This window comes from Cupriavidus sp. D39 (genome assembly GCF_026627925.1).
Lineage (GTDB): Bacteria > Pseudomonadota > Gammaproteobacteria > Burkholderiales > Burkholderiaceae > Cupriavidus > Cupriavidus ulmosensis.
In genome coordinates, this window is record NZ_JAPNLE010000009.1 from 2,196,456 (window position 1) to 2,211,240 (window position 14,785).

The 14,785-nt window shown below is 67.2% G+C and carries 13 protein-coding genes and 2 pseudogenes; 13 read left to right on the plus strand and 2 right to left on the minus strand.

The features are described from left to right. Window positions 1–49: 49 nt before the first annotated feature. A complete protein-coding gene (locus OMK73_RS22170) occupies window positions 50–511 on the plus strand; it encodes a tripartite tricarboxylate transporter TctB family protein (RefSeq protein ID WP_267603951.1) in 462 nt (153 codons plus the stop codon). A gap of 12 nt (window positions 512–523) precedes the next feature. After that, window positions 524–2,025, plus strand: a pseudogene (locus tag OMK73_RS22175) (tripartite tricarboxylate transporter permease). A gap of 167 nt (window positions 2,026–2,192) precedes the next feature. On the opposite strand, the gene OMK73_RS22180 reads toward OMK73_RS22175, so the two are convergent. Next, window positions 2,193–3,086, minus strand: coding sequence for a LysR substrate-binding domain-containing protein (locus OMK73_RS22180; RefSeq protein ID WP_267603952.1), 894 nt, complete (start codon window positions 3,084–3,086; stop codon window positions 2,193–2,195). A gap of 231 nt (window positions 3,087–3,317) precedes the next feature. Between OMK73_RS22180 and OMK73_RS22185 the strand changes: the two genes are divergently transcribed. The 5 genes from OMK73_RS22185 to OMK73_RS22205 all read left to right on the plus strand — a co-directional run bounded on the left by OMK73_RS22185 (window position 3,318) and on the right by OMK73_RS22205 (window position 8,927). Beyond that, a complete protein-coding gene (locus OMK73_RS22185) occupies window positions 3,318–4,295 on the plus strand; it encodes a Bug family tripartite tricarboxylate transporter substrate binding protein (protein WP_150984157.1) in 978 nt (325 codons plus the stop codon). Window positions 4,296–4,447: 152 nt separating this feature from the next. Continuing rightward, the gene (ggt, locus tag OMK73_RS22190) at window positions 4,448–6,073 is read left to right on the plus strand and encodes a gamma-glutamyltransferase (RefSeq protein WP_267603953.1); all 1,626 of its coding nucleotides are present in this window, start codon (window positions 4,448–4,450) and stop codon (window positions 6,071–6,073) included. Between the two features lie 642 nt (window positions 6,074–6,715). After that, window positions 6,716–7,576, plus strand: coding sequence for a PhzF family phenazine biosynthesis protein (locus OMK73_RS22195; RefSeq protein WP_267603954.1), 861 nt, complete (start codon window positions 6,716–6,718; stop codon window positions 7,574–7,576). A 108-nt stretch (window positions 7,577–7,684) separates the two neighbouring features. Further along, the gene (locus OMK73_RS22200) at window positions 7,685–8,305 is read left to right on the plus strand and encodes a pyridoxamine 5'-phosphate oxidase family protein (RefSeq protein ID WP_267603955.1); all 621 of its coding nucleotides are present in this window, start codon (window positions 7,685–7,687) and stop codon (window positions 8,303–8,305) included. A gap of 4 nt (window positions 8,306–8,309) precedes the next feature. Further along, window positions 8,310–8,927, plus strand: a complete 618-nt coding sequence (locus OMK73_RS22205; RefSeq protein ID WP_267603956.1) for an FMN-binding negative transcriptional regulator — start codon at window positions 8,310–8,312, stop codon at window positions 8,925–8,927. Window positions 8,928–8,957: 30 nt separating this feature from the next. On the opposite strand, the pseudogene OMK73_RS22210 reads toward OMK73_RS22205, so the two are convergent. Beyond that, window positions 8,958–10,408 (minus strand): annotated as a pseudogene (locus OMK73_RS22210) (CoA transferase). A gap of 214 nt (window positions 10,409–10,622) precedes the next feature. On the opposite strand from OMK73_RS22210, the gene OMK73_RS22215 reads away from it, so the two are divergent. The 6 genes from OMK73_RS22215 (at window position 10,623) to OMK73_RS22240 (ending at window position 14,678) form a co-directional block, all read left to right on the plus strand. After that, window positions 10,623–12,398 (plus strand): glutamine--tRNA ligase/YqeY domain fusion protein, encoded by a 1,776-nt coding sequence (locus tag OMK73_RS22215; RefSeq protein WP_267603957.1) that lies wholly within the window; start codon window positions 10,623–10,625, stop codon window positions 12,396–12,398. A gap of 4 nt (window positions 12,399–12,402) precedes the next feature. Continuing rightward, window positions 12,403–12,621: an RNA-binding S4 domain-containing protein gene (locus OMK73_RS22220; protein ID WP_043348411.1), complete on the plus strand. Its 219-nt coding sequence runs from the start codon at window positions 12,403–12,405 to the stop codon at window positions 12,619–12,621. Window positions 12,622–12,699: 78 nt separating this feature from the next. Next, window positions 12,700–13,083 (plus strand): MAPEG family protein, encoded by a 384-nt coding sequence (locus OMK73_RS22225; protein ID WP_267603958.1) that lies wholly within the window; start codon window positions 12,700–12,702, stop codon window positions 13,081–13,083. Window positions 13,084–13,094: 11 nt separating this feature from the next. Beyond that, window positions 13,095–13,697 (plus strand): YceI family protein, encoded by a 603-nt coding sequence (locus OMK73_RS22230; RefSeq protein WP_267603959.1) that lies wholly within the window; start codon window positions 13,095–13,097, stop codon window positions 13,695–13,697. Between the two features lie 144 nt (window positions 13,698–13,841). Beyond that, complete coding sequence (locus OMK73_RS22235; RefSeq protein WP_267603960.1) at window positions 13,842–14,153, plus strand: hypothetical protein; 312 nt, start codon at window positions 13,842–13,844, stop codon at window positions 14,151–14,153. Between the two features lie 18 nt (window positions 14,154–14,171). Beyond that, window positions 14,172–14,678: an alpha/beta hydrolase gene (locus OMK73_RS22240; protein WP_267603961.1), complete on the plus strand. Its 507-nt coding sequence runs from the start codon at window positions 14,172–14,174 to the stop codon at window positions 14,676–14,678. The last annotated feature ends 107 nt before the right edge of the window (window positions 14,679–14,785 follow it).

A 14,785-nucleotide genomic window follows, 5' to 3' on the forward strand; every position in this document is an offset into this window, starting at 1 on the left:
ACATCCGTAGCCGCACGGATTTCAAGCAGTTTTTTCGAGGAGAATCATTTTGCGCATTCGTAGCCAAAAGGACTTTGCCTCCGGCCTGATGTTCATCCTGGTCGGATTCAGCTTTTCCTGGGTCGCACGCGGGTATTCCATGGGTACTGCCGCGAAGATGGGCCCGGGGTATTTCCCGTTCTGGCTCGGCATCGTGCTCGCCTTGCTGGGCGCGCTGGTGCTGTGGAGTTCCCTGTCCGCCAACAAGGAAGAAGACCAACTCGCACGCTGGGACATCAAGACCCTGCTGTGGATCCTGGGTTCGGTGGTGCTGTTCGGCCTGATGCTAAAGCCGCTCGGCATGGTGCTGTCGGTGCTGGTACTGGTGCTGGTGTCGTCGATGGCCAGCCATGAATTCAGCTGGAAGGGTGCCGTTGTCAACGCCATCGTCCTGGTGATCATCAGCCTGGGCGCCTTCGTCTACGGTATCAATCTTCAGATGCCGGTGTGGCCGGCATTCTTGGCAGGATAAGGAGACGGCCATATGGAACTACTAGCCAACCTGGGCCTCGGCTTCTCGACCGCCCTGACCCTGCAAAACCTGGCATACGCCTTCCTGGGCTGCGTGCTGGGTACCTTGATCGGCGTGCTGCCGGGCCTGGGGCCTCTGGCCACCATCGCCATGCTGCTGCCGGTGACCTACACGCTGCCGCCGGTGGCCGCGCTGATCATGCTGGCCGGTATTTACTACGGCGCCCAGTACGGTGGCTCCACCACCGCCATCCTGGTCAACCTGCCGGGTGAATCGTCGTCGGTGGTGACTACCATCGATGGCTATCAGATGGCCAGGCGAGGGCGAGCGGGGTGGCGTTAGCCACCGCCGGCCTAGGCTCGTTCTTCGCCGGCTGTGTGGCAACCCTGATCCTGGCCGCGTTCGCAGCGCCGCTGTCGGAACTGGCGTTCAAGTTCGGCCCCGCCGAGTACTTCTCGCTGATGGTGCTGGGCCTGATCGGCGCCGTGGTGCTGGCTTCGGGGTCGCTGGTCAAGGCCATCGCCATGATCGTGCTGGGCCTGCTGCTGGGCCTGGTGGGTACCGACGTGAACTCGGGCGCCGCGCGCTTCTCCTTCGATGTGCCGGAACTGACCGACGGCCTGAATTTCGTCTCGGTCGCCATGGGTGTCTTCGGCTTCGCGGAAATCATCGCGAACCTGGAGCAGAAGGATGCCCGCGAAACCTTCACGGACCACATCACCAACCTGTTCCCGACCAAGGAAGACTTCAAGCGCATGATCCCGGCAGTGCTTCGCGGCACGTTCCTGGGCTCCGCGCTGGGCATCCTGCCGGGCGGCGGTGCGGCGCTGGCTTCGTTTGCAGCCTACTCGCTGGAAAAGAAGACCTCGAAGTTCTCGCATGAGTTCGGCAAGGGCGCCATCGAAGGCGTGGCAGGCCCGGAATCGGCCAACAACGCCGCCGCGCAGACCTCATTCATCCCGCTGCTGACGCTGGGCATTCCGCCCAATGCCGTGATGGCGCTGATGGTGGGCGCGATGACCATCCACAACATCCAGCCGGGCCCGCAGGTCATGACCAGCAACCCCGCGCTGTTCTGGGGCCTGATCGCCTCGATGTGGATCGGCAACTTCATGCTGATCATCCTGAACCTGCCGCTGATCGGGATCTGGGTCAAGCTGCTCAAGGTGCCTTACCGCTACTTGTACCCGGCCATCCTGGTGTTCTGCTGCATCGGCGTGTACTCGGTCCAGAACACCACGTTCGACGTGTTCCAGACCGCTGCCTTCGGCGTGATCGGCTACCTGTTCATCAAGCTCAAGTGCGAGCCGGCGCCGTTGCTGCTGGGCTTCGTGCTGGGACCGATGATGGAAGAGAACTTCCGCCGCTCCCTGCTGCTGTCGCGCGGCGAGTTCAGCGTGTTCCTGACCCGCCCGCTGTCGCTCGGCCTGCTGATCGCAGCCGCCGTGCTGGTCCTGATCGTGGCGCTGCCGTCGATCAAGAACAAGCGCGAAGAAGCTTTCCAGGAAGAATAAGACAGCCAGTCCCGCGGCCGGTATCCGTGCCGGCCGCGGGCGACGCTGCCACAGAAGACCCTCAAGGTGCCGCAAGGCACCTTTTTATGCCTTGTCCGCAGCGGCGCGCAAAGGCCAGCGGACCGCCCGTGCGCCTGGCAGGGTAAGGCTCGCCCCCGAGGGCTGCATCAAGAACCAGGCAGATCGAACAGGCCCGCGCACGCGTCCCGCACGGCCGCAGTGATGTGGCGGCGCGCCTGATCGCGACGCTCCAGCATGCCGATGGTGCGCAGCACCGGCGCGCCGCCCACTTCCAGCGGCAGGATGCGCAGGGCCTCGTCCTCCAGCCAGCGCGCGCGCGCCAGCAACGGCACCACGGTCACGCCCACCTGCTGGCGCACCAGCTCGACGAGCGCCTCGATCGAGTTCAGCTCGAGGAACTCATTGACGCGCAGATGCGCGCGGCGCAGCGCCCGTTCCACCAGCATGCCGGTGCGCTGGCCGCGGTCGAAGCGCAGGAAAGGGTTAGCCGCCAGCGCCTCGCGCGCGTTCGCGCCCGGGCTGTCGCGCCCGGCAATCGCCACCAGCGGCTCCTGGTAGAGCGGTGTCCACACCAATGTGCCGGGCAGGCGGCCCGCCCCTTCCACCAGCATCGCCGCGTCGAGCTCGCCGGCTTCCACCTGCACCGCCAGCTCGATCGACTTGGCGCCGACCAGGCGCACGTCCAGCGCCGGGTATTCGCGCTTCATGCGCGCCACCACATGCGACAGGCCGCCCATCACCGAAACCACCGCGCCCACGGCTACCGCGCCTGCCATCGCGTCCGGCGCTTCCGGGGGCAGGCGCATCTCGTCGTAGAGCGCGAGCATGCGGCGCGCCTGTGGCAACAGCTCGCGGCCGCCGGCATTGAGCGCCACCACCCGGCCGCCGCGGTCGAACAGCTCGCGGCGCAACTCCATCTCGAGCGCCCGCATCTGCAAGCTGACCGCGGCCTGCGTCAGGGCCACCCGCGCGGAGGCGGCGGCAAAGGAGCCGTGGTCGGCCACGGCAACGAAGGTGCGCAGGAAACGGATGGTGCTCATGGGAAGGCGGTCATGGCGTGCGGCTTAGCGTGCGGCTTGGCGAGGCTTATCCGGCACGCCGATGCTTAAGAAAATCTTGAGTCATAAGAAAGAAATATTAGCTTTCATTATGATGGCCCGCACGGAATAATTGATCAGCGGCACCGCCTGGCAGCATCCGCGGCGGGGTGTGTTGCCCGAGGGCCGGCCCCGGCCTGCGTTTGCCTTGCTTGCCCCGATCCGGAGATCACCATGAAACACTGGCTGCGCCTGTTTGGCACGAGCCTTGCCACGGGACTTGCGCTGAGCGCCGTCCCGGCACTCGCCGACACCTACCCTAACAAGCCGATCCGCCTGATCGTGCCGTTCCCGGCCAGCGGCGCCACCGACTTGCTGGCTCGTGCCATCGCGCAGAAAGTGGGCACCAACATGGGCCAGCAGATCGTGGTCGACAACCGGCCCGGCGCGGGCGGCGCCATCGGCTCCGACATGGCCGCCAAGGCCCCGGCCGACGGCTACACGCTGTTGATCGCCACCACCAGCACGCACTCGATCGGGCCGTACATCAACACCCGCCTGCCGTACAACACCGAGACCGACTTCACGCCGATCGGCCAGGTAGCCATCGCCACCAACGTGCTGGTGGTGCCGAACAGCCTGCCGGTGAAGAACGTCAAGGAGCTGATCGACTACGCCAAGAAGCATCCGGGCGAGCTGAACTACGCATCCAGCGGCAACGGCACCGTGGTGCACCTGACCGCCGAAGCCTTCAAGGCGCAGGCCGGCGTGTTCATCACGCACATCCCGTATCGCGGCACCGCGCTGGCCGTGCCCGACCTGATCTCCAACAAGGTGCAGATCCTGTTCGACAGCATCGTCTCGGGCCTGCCGCACGTGAAGGACGGCAAGCTCAAGGCGCTGGCCGTGACCAGCCTGAAGCGCTCGCCGCTGGCACCCGAGATCCCGACCGCCAGCGAGTCCGGCCTGCCTGGCTTCGAGTCCGATACCTGGTTCGGCATCTATGGCCCCAAGCAGATGCCGGCAGAGCTGGTGAACCGCCTCAACGCCGAGTTCAACAAGGCCATCCAGGCGCCCGACGTGAAGGAACGCCTTGGCAAACTGGGCGCGGAACCCGTTGGCGGCACGCCGGCCCAGTTCGCCGCGATGGTGAAAAAGGACAGCGCGCGCTGGGGTAAGCTGATCAAGGATCGCAAGATCACCGTGGAATAACGACGACGAAGCCCTAGCGGCTTCCGGCGCGCGCCCCTTTCCCTCTTTCCCGCTTTCCCGCCCGGGACGGGGCGCCAGAACAAGCACGAACGCTGGCAAGCCGGCGGCAACATTGCCGCCAAGCGCAGCCAGCGCATCGAACCGAGGCAAGCATGCAGAACTTCAACTGGACCAATCCCTACCCTTCCGTGCGCATCCCGCTGTTCGCGCGCAACGTGGTGTCCACCTCGCACCCGCTGGCGGCGCAGGCCGGCCTGCGCATGCTGCTCAAGGGCGGCAACGCGGTCGATGCAGCCATCGCCGCGGCGGCAGCCATCACCATCGTCGAGCCGGTCTCGTGCGGCCTGGGCAGCGACGCTTTCGCGATCCTGTGGGACGGCAAGGAAATGCACGGCCTGAACGCTTCGGGCGTGGCGCCGGCTGCATGGAGCCCGGAGTACTTCAAGAACAAGTACGGCACGGACGCCAATGGCATCGCCAAGCGCCCCGTGCGCGGCTGGGACGCCGTCACCGTGCCGGGCGTGATCGCCGGCTGGGCCGCGCTGCATGAGCGCTTTGGCAAGCTGCCCTTCGCCGAACTGATGGAACCCGCCGTCGAGATCGCCGAGCGCGGCTACGCCGTGCCGCCGGTGGTGGCGCACAAGTGGGCCGCTGCCGTGCCGGAACTGAAGGACCAGCCCGGCTACGCCGAGGCCTTCATGCCCAATGGCCGCGCGCCCAACGTGGGCGAGAAGTTCACGCTCAAGGCCGCCGCCGACACGCTGCGCAAGATCGGCGCCACCAATGGCCGCGCCTACTACGACGGCGAGATCGCCGAGAAGATCGTTGCCTTCAGCCAGGAATGCGGCGGCGCCATGACGGCCGACGACCTGCGCAACTACAAGCCGGATTGGGTCAAGCCGATCAGCAAGTCCTATCGCGGCTATGCGGTGCACGAGATCCCGCCGAACGGCCAGGGCATCGCCGCGCTGGTGGCGCTGGGCATCCTCGACCAGTTCGACATGGCCTCGCTGCCGGTGGATTCGGTCGAGTCGCAGCACCTGCAGATCGAGGCGATGAAGCTGGCCTTTGCCGACCTCTATCGCTACGTGGCCGACCCGGGCAGCATGGAAGTCACGCCCGAGCAGATGCTGGATGACGCCTACCTGAAGTCGCGCGCGAAGCTGATCGACATGGAGCGCGCCACGCATTTCGACTTCGGCATGCCCAAGGTCGGCGGCACCATCTACCTGAGCGCCGCCGACGAGAACGGCATGATGATCTCGTTCATCCAGTCGAACTACATGGGCTTCGGCTCCGGCGTGGTCGTGCCGGGCACCGGCATCAGCCTGCAGAACCGCGGCGTGGGCTTCTCGATGGACCCGAAATCCCCCAACGTGGTGGCCGGCGGCAAGCGCCCCTTCCACACCATCATCCCGGCCTTCCTGACCAAGGACGGCCAGCCGGTGATGAGCTTCGGCGTGATGGGCGGCGACATGCAGCCGCAGGGCCACCTGCAGACCGTGGTGCGCATGGTGGACTACAACCAGCAGCCGCAAGCCGCCTGCTGCGCGCCGCGCTGGAAGGTCAACCGCGACTTCACGCTGGATGTGGAGTCCACCATGGATCCCGCCGTGGTGGCTGGCCTGAAGGCACGCGGCCACCAGCTCAAGTCGGTCGACGACCCGTACATGGATTTCGGCTCGGGGCAGTTTATCTGGCGCCTGTCGGATGATGCCGAGCATGGCTACGTGGCCGCCAGCGACAGCCGCCGCGATGGGCAGGCCGTAGGGTTTTGAATGCCCGTAGGTAGGACTGGGAGCGCCCGCCGCAACGTGGGCGCTTTTTTGAGAGACCAGGGGCATTGGACGAGGCCGGCAGGATGCGCCAAAGCCGTCTGGAATGACGACGGCTGGGAGAGGGGAGCCAACCGGCGGCAAGATCAACCAATTGTGGTAGCCGTGATTTGCGCCCCCAGGCGGAAATCACCCGTGCGCGATGCGAAGCGAGCCGTCAAGGTTTGAATCTCCCGTTATGCGGCGCCTCGTCGGCAAGCCAAAAGAGCGGAAAAGAGGGACCCATGTCTGAGCATCGCCCTAAGGCGATGTGAGTTTGGGTCCCGGCCGCTCTTTTGGCTTGTCGACGAGGGTCTTTCGCCGCATCCGGGTCGCCTTCTTTGCCTACTTTCTTGGCGAGACAAGAAAGTAGGTCGCCTCCCCGCAGGGGAGGTGAAACTGCCTTTGACTTTAAGCTTTTGAGCTTTTGAGCTTTTGAGCTTTTGAGCTTTTGACCTTTTGACCTTCTGACGTCAAGCAGGCCAACGCCACGGAGCAACCCGACCCAAACTGTCAGCAACTGGCCTGCCCGCCATCCCGGCGAGTGTGCATGGTGTACGCAGCGAGGAGACTTACACTGATGTCTTTGCCTCCACGACAACTGCCATGACCACCTACGCTTACCGCCTGCTCAACGTCTTCGCCGAATCCACCTTCGGCGGCAATCCCCTGTGCGTGTTCGAGGATGCGCGCGGGCTGGACACGGCCACCATGCAGGCCCTGGCGCTGCAGTTCAACCTGTCCGAGACCACCTTCATCCTGCCGTCCGAACAGGCCAGCGCGCACGTCCGGATTTTCACGACGGGCTACGAGATGCGCTTCGCAGGCCATCCGACGCTGGGCACCGCGCATGTGGTACGCGAACTGGCCGCTACCGGCGACGCGCTCACGCTGGAGTTCAAGGCGGGCGTGGTGCCGGTGACCGCGCAGGGCGATGTGTGGACGTTCACCGCGCCGCATGCCGGCGAGCCCAAGACCGCGCCAGCCGGCCTGCCCGACGCGCAGATGGCATCGCTGCTCGGGCTTGCCGAGAGCGACCTGCTGGCTGCGCCGATCTGGGTCGACACCGGCGCCGACCAGTTGCTGGTGGCGCTCAACAGCGTAGACGCCGTGCGCCGCGCGCAGCCCGATGGCGCGCGCCTGGACGCCTGGCCGCAAAGCAGCCTGGGCCGCAAGACGGCCTACGTCTTCGCCTTCGACCCGACCCGGCCGGGCCAGGTGGTGTCGCGCTATTTCTTCACCAAGCAAGGCGGCGGCGTGGCCGAGGATCCGGGCACCGGCTCGGCCTGCGCCAACCTGGGCGGCTGGCTGATTGCCAACGGCCACGCGCTGCCCGCCGCGTACCAGATCTCGCAAGGCGAGGCGGTTGGCCGGCCTTGCACGCTGCATCTGGAGGTCACCGCGGATCGGGCGATCCGCGTGGGCGGGCGCGTGATCGAGCTGGGACGGGGCACCATCAACCTGTAACGCGGAGCGGATCGGGCCGGCGCGACAAAGCGCGCGCTACTGCGTTACAGTGAGCGTCTGCCCGGTCCTCCCAACGCTCCAACGCGCGCCCCACACGCGCCAACCGCCATGACCACGCCGCACACCCTGACCACGCTGGCCGAACTGGAGGCCTACTACGCCGAAGCCGGCGAAGCCTCGCTCGCCAAGGAAGTCGACTATCTGCACCCGCACTACCGCGCCTTCGTCGAGGCCGCCCCGCTCTGCCTGCTATCCACGGTGAGCGGCGAGTACGCCGAGTGCTCGCCGCGCGGCGATGCGCCGGGCTTTGTGCAGGTGCTGGATGAGCGCACCCTGCTGCTGCCGGATCGCCGGGGCAACAACCGCCTGGACAGCCTGCGCAACATCATTGCCGACCCGCGCGTGGGCTTGCTGTTCCTGATCCCCGGCGTGAACGAGACCATTCGCGTGGCCGGCGCCGCCCAGGTTTCGGTGGACCCGGCGCTGATCGCACGCTGCATCGTGGATGGCAAGGCGCCGGCCACGGTGCTGGTGATCTCGATCCAGTCGGTGTTCTTCCAATGCGCCCGCGCGCTGGTGCGCTCCAAGCTATGGGACCCGCAGACGCAGGTGGCGCGCAGCAGCCTGCCGAGCAACGGCACCATCCTCACCGCCGTGAGCCAAGCCCCCTTCGACGGTGTCGCCTACGACGCGTCGCAGCCCGCGCGGATGCAGCAAACCCTGTATTGATCCCATGTACACGCCATCCCACTTTGCCAGCACCGAAAGCGACGCCATCGACGAGGTCATGCGCCGCTACCCCTTTGCCACGCTGATCGGCAACGACGCCGATGGCCTGCCGTTCGCCACCCACCTGCCGGTGGTAGCCCAGCGCAGCGGCGACGCCTGGCAGATCGAAGGCCATATGGCGCGCGCCAACCCGCACTGGCGCTGGCTGGAGCAGACGCCAAGCGCCCTGCTGGTGTTCCAGGGGCCGCACGGCTATGTGTCGCCCGCGCTATACGAGCAAAAGCTGTCGGTACCGACCTGGAACTACGTCGCCGTGCACGTGTACGCCGAGATCGCCACCCTCCATGACGCCGACGCCAAGGATGCGCTGCTCAAGCGGCTGATCGCGCAGAACGAGCCGGGCTATGCCGCGCAATGGCGTGAGCTGCCGGAGGATTTCCAGCAGAAGATGCTGGGGGCGATCGTGGGCCTGCGCATCGTGCCGACGCGCATCGAAGCCAAGTTCAAGCTCAGCCAGAACCGCCCGGCGGGCGACCGCGCCCGCATTCTCGCAGCCCAGCAGGAAGGCAGCCCGATCGAGCGCGACATGGCGCAGTGGATGGCGCGCATGACGGGCGCCTGAAGCCGGCCTCAAACCCAGCCCGCGCCGCGCTCAGGCGCGCGGCAGCCACTCGGGCGCGTGCGTGCCCAGCGGCACGGATGGCAGCGCCCAGTGCGCGGGCGTCTCGGACAGGCGCCCCGCATGCGACACCACGCGCAACTCGCCAAAACCAGACGGCAACGTCACCAGCAGATCTTGCACATCCTCGAAGCGCTGGTCCGGTGCCTGCAATCCGCCTTCCACCCGGCCCAGGCCGCGCAGCCACTGGCCAACCTGCGCCAGCGACACCCGCACATGCCAGCTGCCGCCCTCGGCCGCGCGGCGATGCAGGCCAGCCATGGCGCCAAGCGCCAGCAGGTAGCCGGCGGCATGATCCAGCACTTGTGCCGGCAGCGGCAGCGGCTCCTCGCTGCCAGCCGCGAGCGCTTCCGCGTGGTTGAAGCCGCTTGCGGTCTGCACCAGCGAATCGAAGCCGCGCTTGGCCGCCCACGGCCCCACGTGGCCGTAGGCGCTTAACGTCACATAGACAATGCCCGGGCGCGCGCGGGCCACCGCCTCGGGCCCCACGCCCAGCTCCGCCAGCCCCTGCGGGCGATAGCCCTGCACCAGCACGTCGGCGCCATGCAGCAGCTTGTGCAGGGCGCGCTTGTCGTCGGGGTCGCGCAGGTCGAGCTGGCAGGCGCGCTTGCCGCGCCCGGTGTCGATCACCAGCGGGGCGATGCTGGGGAGGTGGGCGGCGCTCACCTGCAGCACATCGGCGCCATGCACGGCCAGCGTGCGCCCTGCTACCGGCCCGGCGATGACGCGGGTGAAGTCGAGCACGCGCACGCCGGAAAGGGGCGCGCACCGGCTACGGGGAGCGCCGCAAGCGGCTGCGGCGGCGCTTGCCCGATGCGCTCGATGGTGAGCGGCGGCAACGCTTGCAATGCCTGCCCCTGGGGATGGCGGTCCCATTCGTCGAAGCTGCGCAGGGCGGCCACGACCAGGCCGGCCTCGGAAGCTGTGGCCTCGAACGCCTCGGCGTCCCATTTCTGCAAGGCCGAGCGCACCGCGGCGAGATCGTGCGCGCAGCCCAGGATGCGCAGCACGCCGTCCCGGTGATGCGGAAAATTGGCATGCACGCGCACCCAGCGGCCGTCGCCGCAGCGATACAGTCCGGACAGCTTGTCGCGAAACTCCGGCGCCGGCTCGCCGCCAACGCGCAGGTAGCGCTCGCTGCGGAACTCGGCCACGGCGTGGCGCATGTCGACGGCCACATCCTGCCAGCGCCGGCTGCGCTGCTGCCACAGCATGGCGGCCGCCAGCGCCGACGCGCCCAGGCTGGCCTGGGCGGCCATGCCCACCGCAAACGACGACGGCAGCGCCGGATCGGTGCCGCTGAGCTGCAGCCGGTCCAGGGCGGCGGCCGGCAGCCCGGCGGCCTGCCAGAGGCCGGCTACGGCCTCGAACGGGGTTGGGCGGGCGGGATCGGAAAGGCTGGAGGTCGGGGTTGGCGTCGGCATGGCGGCAAGGCTCCACAGGGCGGGTGCGCTCTCTCCATCCTAGGCCGCGCCAGCTGTTTTTGCCCCCGCGCGCGCAGTTTGCACGACTCTGGTCCCCGGCACGGTAAAATCACCCGATCCGGCATTCCGCCATGCAATCGAGCAGCGCGGCAGGCTGCGCGCCAAATTCCGGCCGCCGCCCCGCCTCCTGACTTAACCGCCCACCGGCGCCACCATGAGCAACGACCCCAAAGCCAACGACAGCACGCCCGCCGCATCCAATTTCCTGCGCAGCATCATCGACCAGGACCTCGCCGCCGGCACCTACGCCGGGCGCCAGGATGCCCAGGGCGAGCCGTTGCCCCCCGTCATCACCCGCTTCCCGCCGGAACCCAACGGCTACCTGCATATCGGCCACGCCAAGAGCATCTGCGTGAACTTCGGCATGGCGCTCGATTTCGGTGGCCGCTGCCACCTGCGCTTCGATGACACCAACCCGGTCAAGGAAGACACCGAATACGTCGACTCCATCATCGACGCGGTGCACTGGCTCGGCTTTAGCTGGGACAGCACGGCCAAGGACGGCAGCAAGCAGCCCCACCTGTATTACGCCAGCGACTACTTCGACCAGCTCTACGCCTTCGCCGAAAAGCTGATCGAGCGCGGCGTCGCCTACGTGGACAGCCAGAGCGCCGAGCAGATCGCCGCCAACCGCGGCGACTTCTCCCGCGCGGGCACGCCCTCGCCGTTCCGCGACCGCAGCGTCGAGGAAAACCTGCAGCTGTTCCGCGAAATGCGCGACGACAAGTACGCCGACGGCGAGCACGTGCTGCGCGCCAAGATCGACATGAACGCGCCGAACATCGTGATGCGCGACCCGGTGATCTACCGGATCCGCCACGCGCATCACCACCGCACGGGCGACAAGTGGTGCATCTACCCGATGTACGACTTCACCCACTGCATCTCGGACGCGCTGGAAAACATCACGCATTCGCTGTGCACGCTGGAGTTCGAGAACAACCGCCCGCTGTACGACTGGGTGCTGGCCCAGCTGCGCGAATGCGGCGTGTTCAGCGACCCGCTGCCGCACCAGTATGAATTCGCCCGCCTGAACCTGACCTACGCCATCACCAGCAAGCGCCGCCTGCTCCAACTGGTGAACGAAAACCGCGTGGATGGCTGGGACGATCCGCGCATGCCCACCATCGTGGGCGTGCGCCGCCGTGGCTTTACGCCGGAATCGATCCAGTTGTTCTGCGACCGCATCGGCGTGGCCAAGTCCGATAGCTGGATCGACATGAGCACGCTGGAAGGCGCCGTGCGCGACGACCTCGATGCGCGCGCCGCGCGCGGCGCGGCCGTGCTGGATCCGCTCAAGCTGATCCTCGACAACTACCCCGAAGGCCAGAGCGAAGACTGCACCGCGCCCGTGCATCCGAAAAAGCCGGAGCTGGGCATGCGCGTCTTCCCGCTGACGCGCGAGCTGTGGATCGAGCGCGACGACTTCAGCGAAGCACCGCCCAAGGGCTACTTCCGCCTGTTCGCGCCCAAGGACGGCACCCCGGGCAGCAAGGTACGCCTGCGCCACGGCTACGTGATCGAGTGCACGGGTGTGGACCGCGACGCCGACGGCAAGGTCATCGCCGTGTATGCCAACTACCTGCCCGAGACCAGGAGCGGCACGCCTGGCGCGGACAGCGTCAAAGTCAAGGGCAATATCCATTGGGTCAGCGCGGCGCATGCGTATGAAGCCGAAGTGCGGCTGTATGACCGCCTCTTCAACGACCCGAACCCGGACGCCGGCGGCAAGAACTTCCTCGACGCGCTGAACCCGGCCTCCAAGAAGATCGTCACCGCCTACCTGGAACCCGGCCTGGCGCAAGCCGCTCCGGAGGATCGCTTCCAGTTCGAGCGCCAGGGTTATTTCGTGGCCGACCGCGTGGATTCGAAGCCCGGCAAGCCGGTGTTCAACCGCATCGTCGGGCTGCGCGACAGCTGGGGGAAGTAAGCCCATGCAAACCGTAACCTTCCCGCTGGAGGGCGAGCATATCGCCCTGAACGACCTGCTCAAGGTGGCGGGCGTGTGCGACAGCGGCGGCGCCGGCAAGGCGCTGGTGGCGGCCGGCGAAGTCTCGGTCGACGGCGCGGTGGAATCGCGCAAGACCGCCAAGATCCGCGCCGGCCAGGTCGTCAGCGTGGCCGGCGTGAAAATCCGCGTGGTGGCGGCCTGAGGCCGACCCGTTCGCAAGCATGCCCGGCGGCCGGCCAGTCCGGTCGCCGGGCGTTTTCCTCAAGCAAAGGAAATAACAATGCCGATCGCATTCTGGTGTGTGCTGCTGACAGGGATCCTGCCCGTTGCGACGGTGGGCATCGCCAAGGCGAGCGGAAGCGCCTACGACAATCACGACCCGCGCGGCTGGCTGGAAAAGCAGGCCGGACGGGCGCGGCGCGCCGACATGGCCCACCGCAATCACTTCGAGGCCTTCCCCTTCTTCGCCGCGGCCGTGCTGTGCGCCACGCACCTGCAAGCGCCGGGCGCCCGCATCGACGAGCTGGCGCTGGTCTTCATCGCCGCGCGCATCCTGTACACCGTGTGCTACCTGGCCGATCGCGCCACCTTGCGCACGCTGTGCTGGACCATCGGTTTCCTGTCGGTGATCGGTATCTTCCTGTTGCCGGTGTTCGTGCACTGAGGCCACGCATCATGCGGCTTTCGACGGCTGTCATTTGCGCGCTCTGCCTGCTGGCGCCGGGCCTGTCCGGCACGGCGCGGGCGGAGCCCGTCAACTTCACGGTGGACCCAACGCACACCACGGTGTACTTCGCCGCCAGCCACTTCGAGCGGACCTCGGTACGCGGGCGCTTTGGCAAGATCGATGGCCGCATCAGCTATGACGAAGCCAGCGGCAGCGGCGCGATCGACTTCACGGTCGATGCCGACACGGTCGATTCCGGCAACCGCACGCTGGACGGCATCCTGCGCTCGGCCCAGTTCCTCGATGCCCAGAGTTTCCCCGTGGTCCGGCTGCGCGCGAATCGCTTCGTGCGGGACGGCGACCGGCTGGTGGCCGTGGAAGGCGAGCTGACCCTGCACGGCGTCACGCAGCCGCTGCGGCTGGAAGCCGAGCGCTTCAGCTGCGGCGAGACCTCCCTGTTCGGCATCAAGCGCCATGTGTGCGGCGGAGACTTCCGCGCCGTGCTGTCGCGCAGCGCCTTTGGCATGACGCGCTTCCTGCCGGAAGTGGGCGATACCGTGGTTCTGACCCTGTCGGTGGAGGCCACGCCGGCGCTGCCGGCGCTGGAGTGACAGCTACGCCACGAACGCGTCCGGCATCGTCATCCATGTCGGCCCGGCGACACCTGAAAATTCGAATTCTTCTGTAGAATCAGCGGTTTGCATTTTCCGGCCGGCCCGTTTCCGGCCTCCGCCTGAACGGGGAACCCGAAAATAATGATCACGATTCAAGTTGGGGATGTGGTGGCCGCCTCGCTGGCCGCCGCGGGCGCTTGCCTGATCTGCAGCATCCCGATGGCCTTCCTGCGCAATTTTCCGGCGTGGGCTTTGCGCACCTATGGCCGCCGCGCGCTGCTGGTGCCGCTGATGATCCTGCCGGTGGGCAGCTGGCTGGCCAGCCTGGCCCTGTCGGGGCAGATCGACAGTCCCGCCGGCCACGCCATGGTGATTGCCATCGCTTTTCTTTGCCTGACGCTGGCGTCGGCCCTGCTGCGCTACTACCTGAGCGATTACCGAAAATCCCGCTGAGCCGCCGCCAGGCCATCCATGAGCACGCCCCTGCGCTTTGACATCGAGGCCGGCGCCGAAACGCTGGCCGCCGACCGCATCGACCCCGGCAACGGCGCGAGCTGCCTGCTGCTGCACGGCGCCGGCACCAGCCACAGTGCGCGCTGGCTGGCATTGCGCCAGGCGCTCGCCGCGCACGGCGTGGGCAGCGTCGCCATCGATTTTTCCGGCCACGGCGAGAGCTCGGCGCGCACGCCCAACTCGCTGGCCAAGCGCCTGCGCGAGGCCCAGGCGGCGCTAGCCCACCTGGATGGCACCGCCCCCAGAGCCGTGATCGGCATCAGCATGAGCGGGGAAATCGCCGTGCGGCTGGCCGCCGATCCGAGCAACCACATCGGGCGGCTGCTGACGCTGGTGGGTGCCGCCTATGACCCGGCCGCGTTCGAGCTCCCCTTCGGCCCGGCCTTTACGGCCGTGCTGCGCACCCCGGCAGCTGGCGCGCCTCGCTCGCCTTCGATCTCATTGCCCAGTTCCGCGGCCGCCTGACGCTGGTACGCGGCGCCAACGACGCAGTCATCCCGCCGGGCATTGCCGATACGCTTGCCCGGCGCGCAACCCTGGCCGAACGCGTGGAGATAGTCGACCTGCCGGAT

What these genes read in the sequence shown, in the direction of transcription:
- OMK73_RS22180 (WP_267603952.1), bottom strand. Translation starts at nt 3,086, where the DNA reads ATGAGCACCATCCGTTTCCTGCGCACCTTCGTTGCCGTGGCCGACCAC.
- OMK73_RS22185 (WP_150984157.1), top strand. Translation starts at nt 3,318, where the DNA reads ATGAAACACTGGCTGCGCCTGTTTGGCACGAGCCTTGCCACGGGACTT.
- ggt (WP_267603953.1), top strand. Translation starts at nt 4,448, where the DNA reads ATGCAGAACTTCAACTGGACCAATCCCTACCCTTCCGTGCGCATCCCG.
- OMK73_RS22195 (WP_267603954.1), top strand. Translation starts at nt 6,716, where the DNA reads ATGACCACCTACGCTTACCGCCTGCTCAACGTCTTCGCCGAATCCACC.
- OMK73_RS22200 (WP_267603955.1), top strand. Translation starts at nt 7,685, where the DNA reads ATGACCACGCCGCACACCCTGACCACGCTGGCCGAACTGGAGGCCTAC.
- OMK73_RS22205 (WP_267603956.1), top strand. Translation starts at nt 8,310, where the DNA reads ATGTACACGCCATCCCACTTTGCCAGCACCGAAAGCGACGCCATCGAC.
- OMK73_RS22215 (WP_267603957.1), top strand. Translation starts at nt 10,623, where the DNA reads ATGAGCAACGACCCCAAAGCCAACGACAGCACGCCCGCCGCATCCAAT.
- OMK73_RS22220 (WP_043348411.1), top strand. Translation starts at nt 12,403, where the DNA reads ATGCAAACCGTAACCTTCCCGCTGGAGGGCGAGCATATCGCCCTGAAC.
- OMK73_RS22225 (WP_267603958.1), top strand. Translation starts at nt 12,700, where the DNA reads ATGCCGATCGCATTCTGGTGTGTGCTGCTGACAGGGATCCTGCCCGTT.
- OMK73_RS22230 (WP_267603959.1), top strand. Translation starts at nt 13,095, where the DNA reads ATGCGGCTTTCGACGGCTGTCATTTGCGCGCTCTGCCTGCTGGCGCCG.
- OMK73_RS22235 (WP_267603960.1), top strand. Translation starts at nt 13,842, where the DNA reads ATGATCACGATTCAAGTTGGGGATGTGGTGGCCGCCTCGCTGGCCGCC.
- OMK73_RS22240 (WP_267603961.1), top strand. Translation starts at nt 14,172, where the DNA reads ATGAGCACGCCCCTGCGCTTTGACATCGAGGCCGGCGCCGAAACGCTG.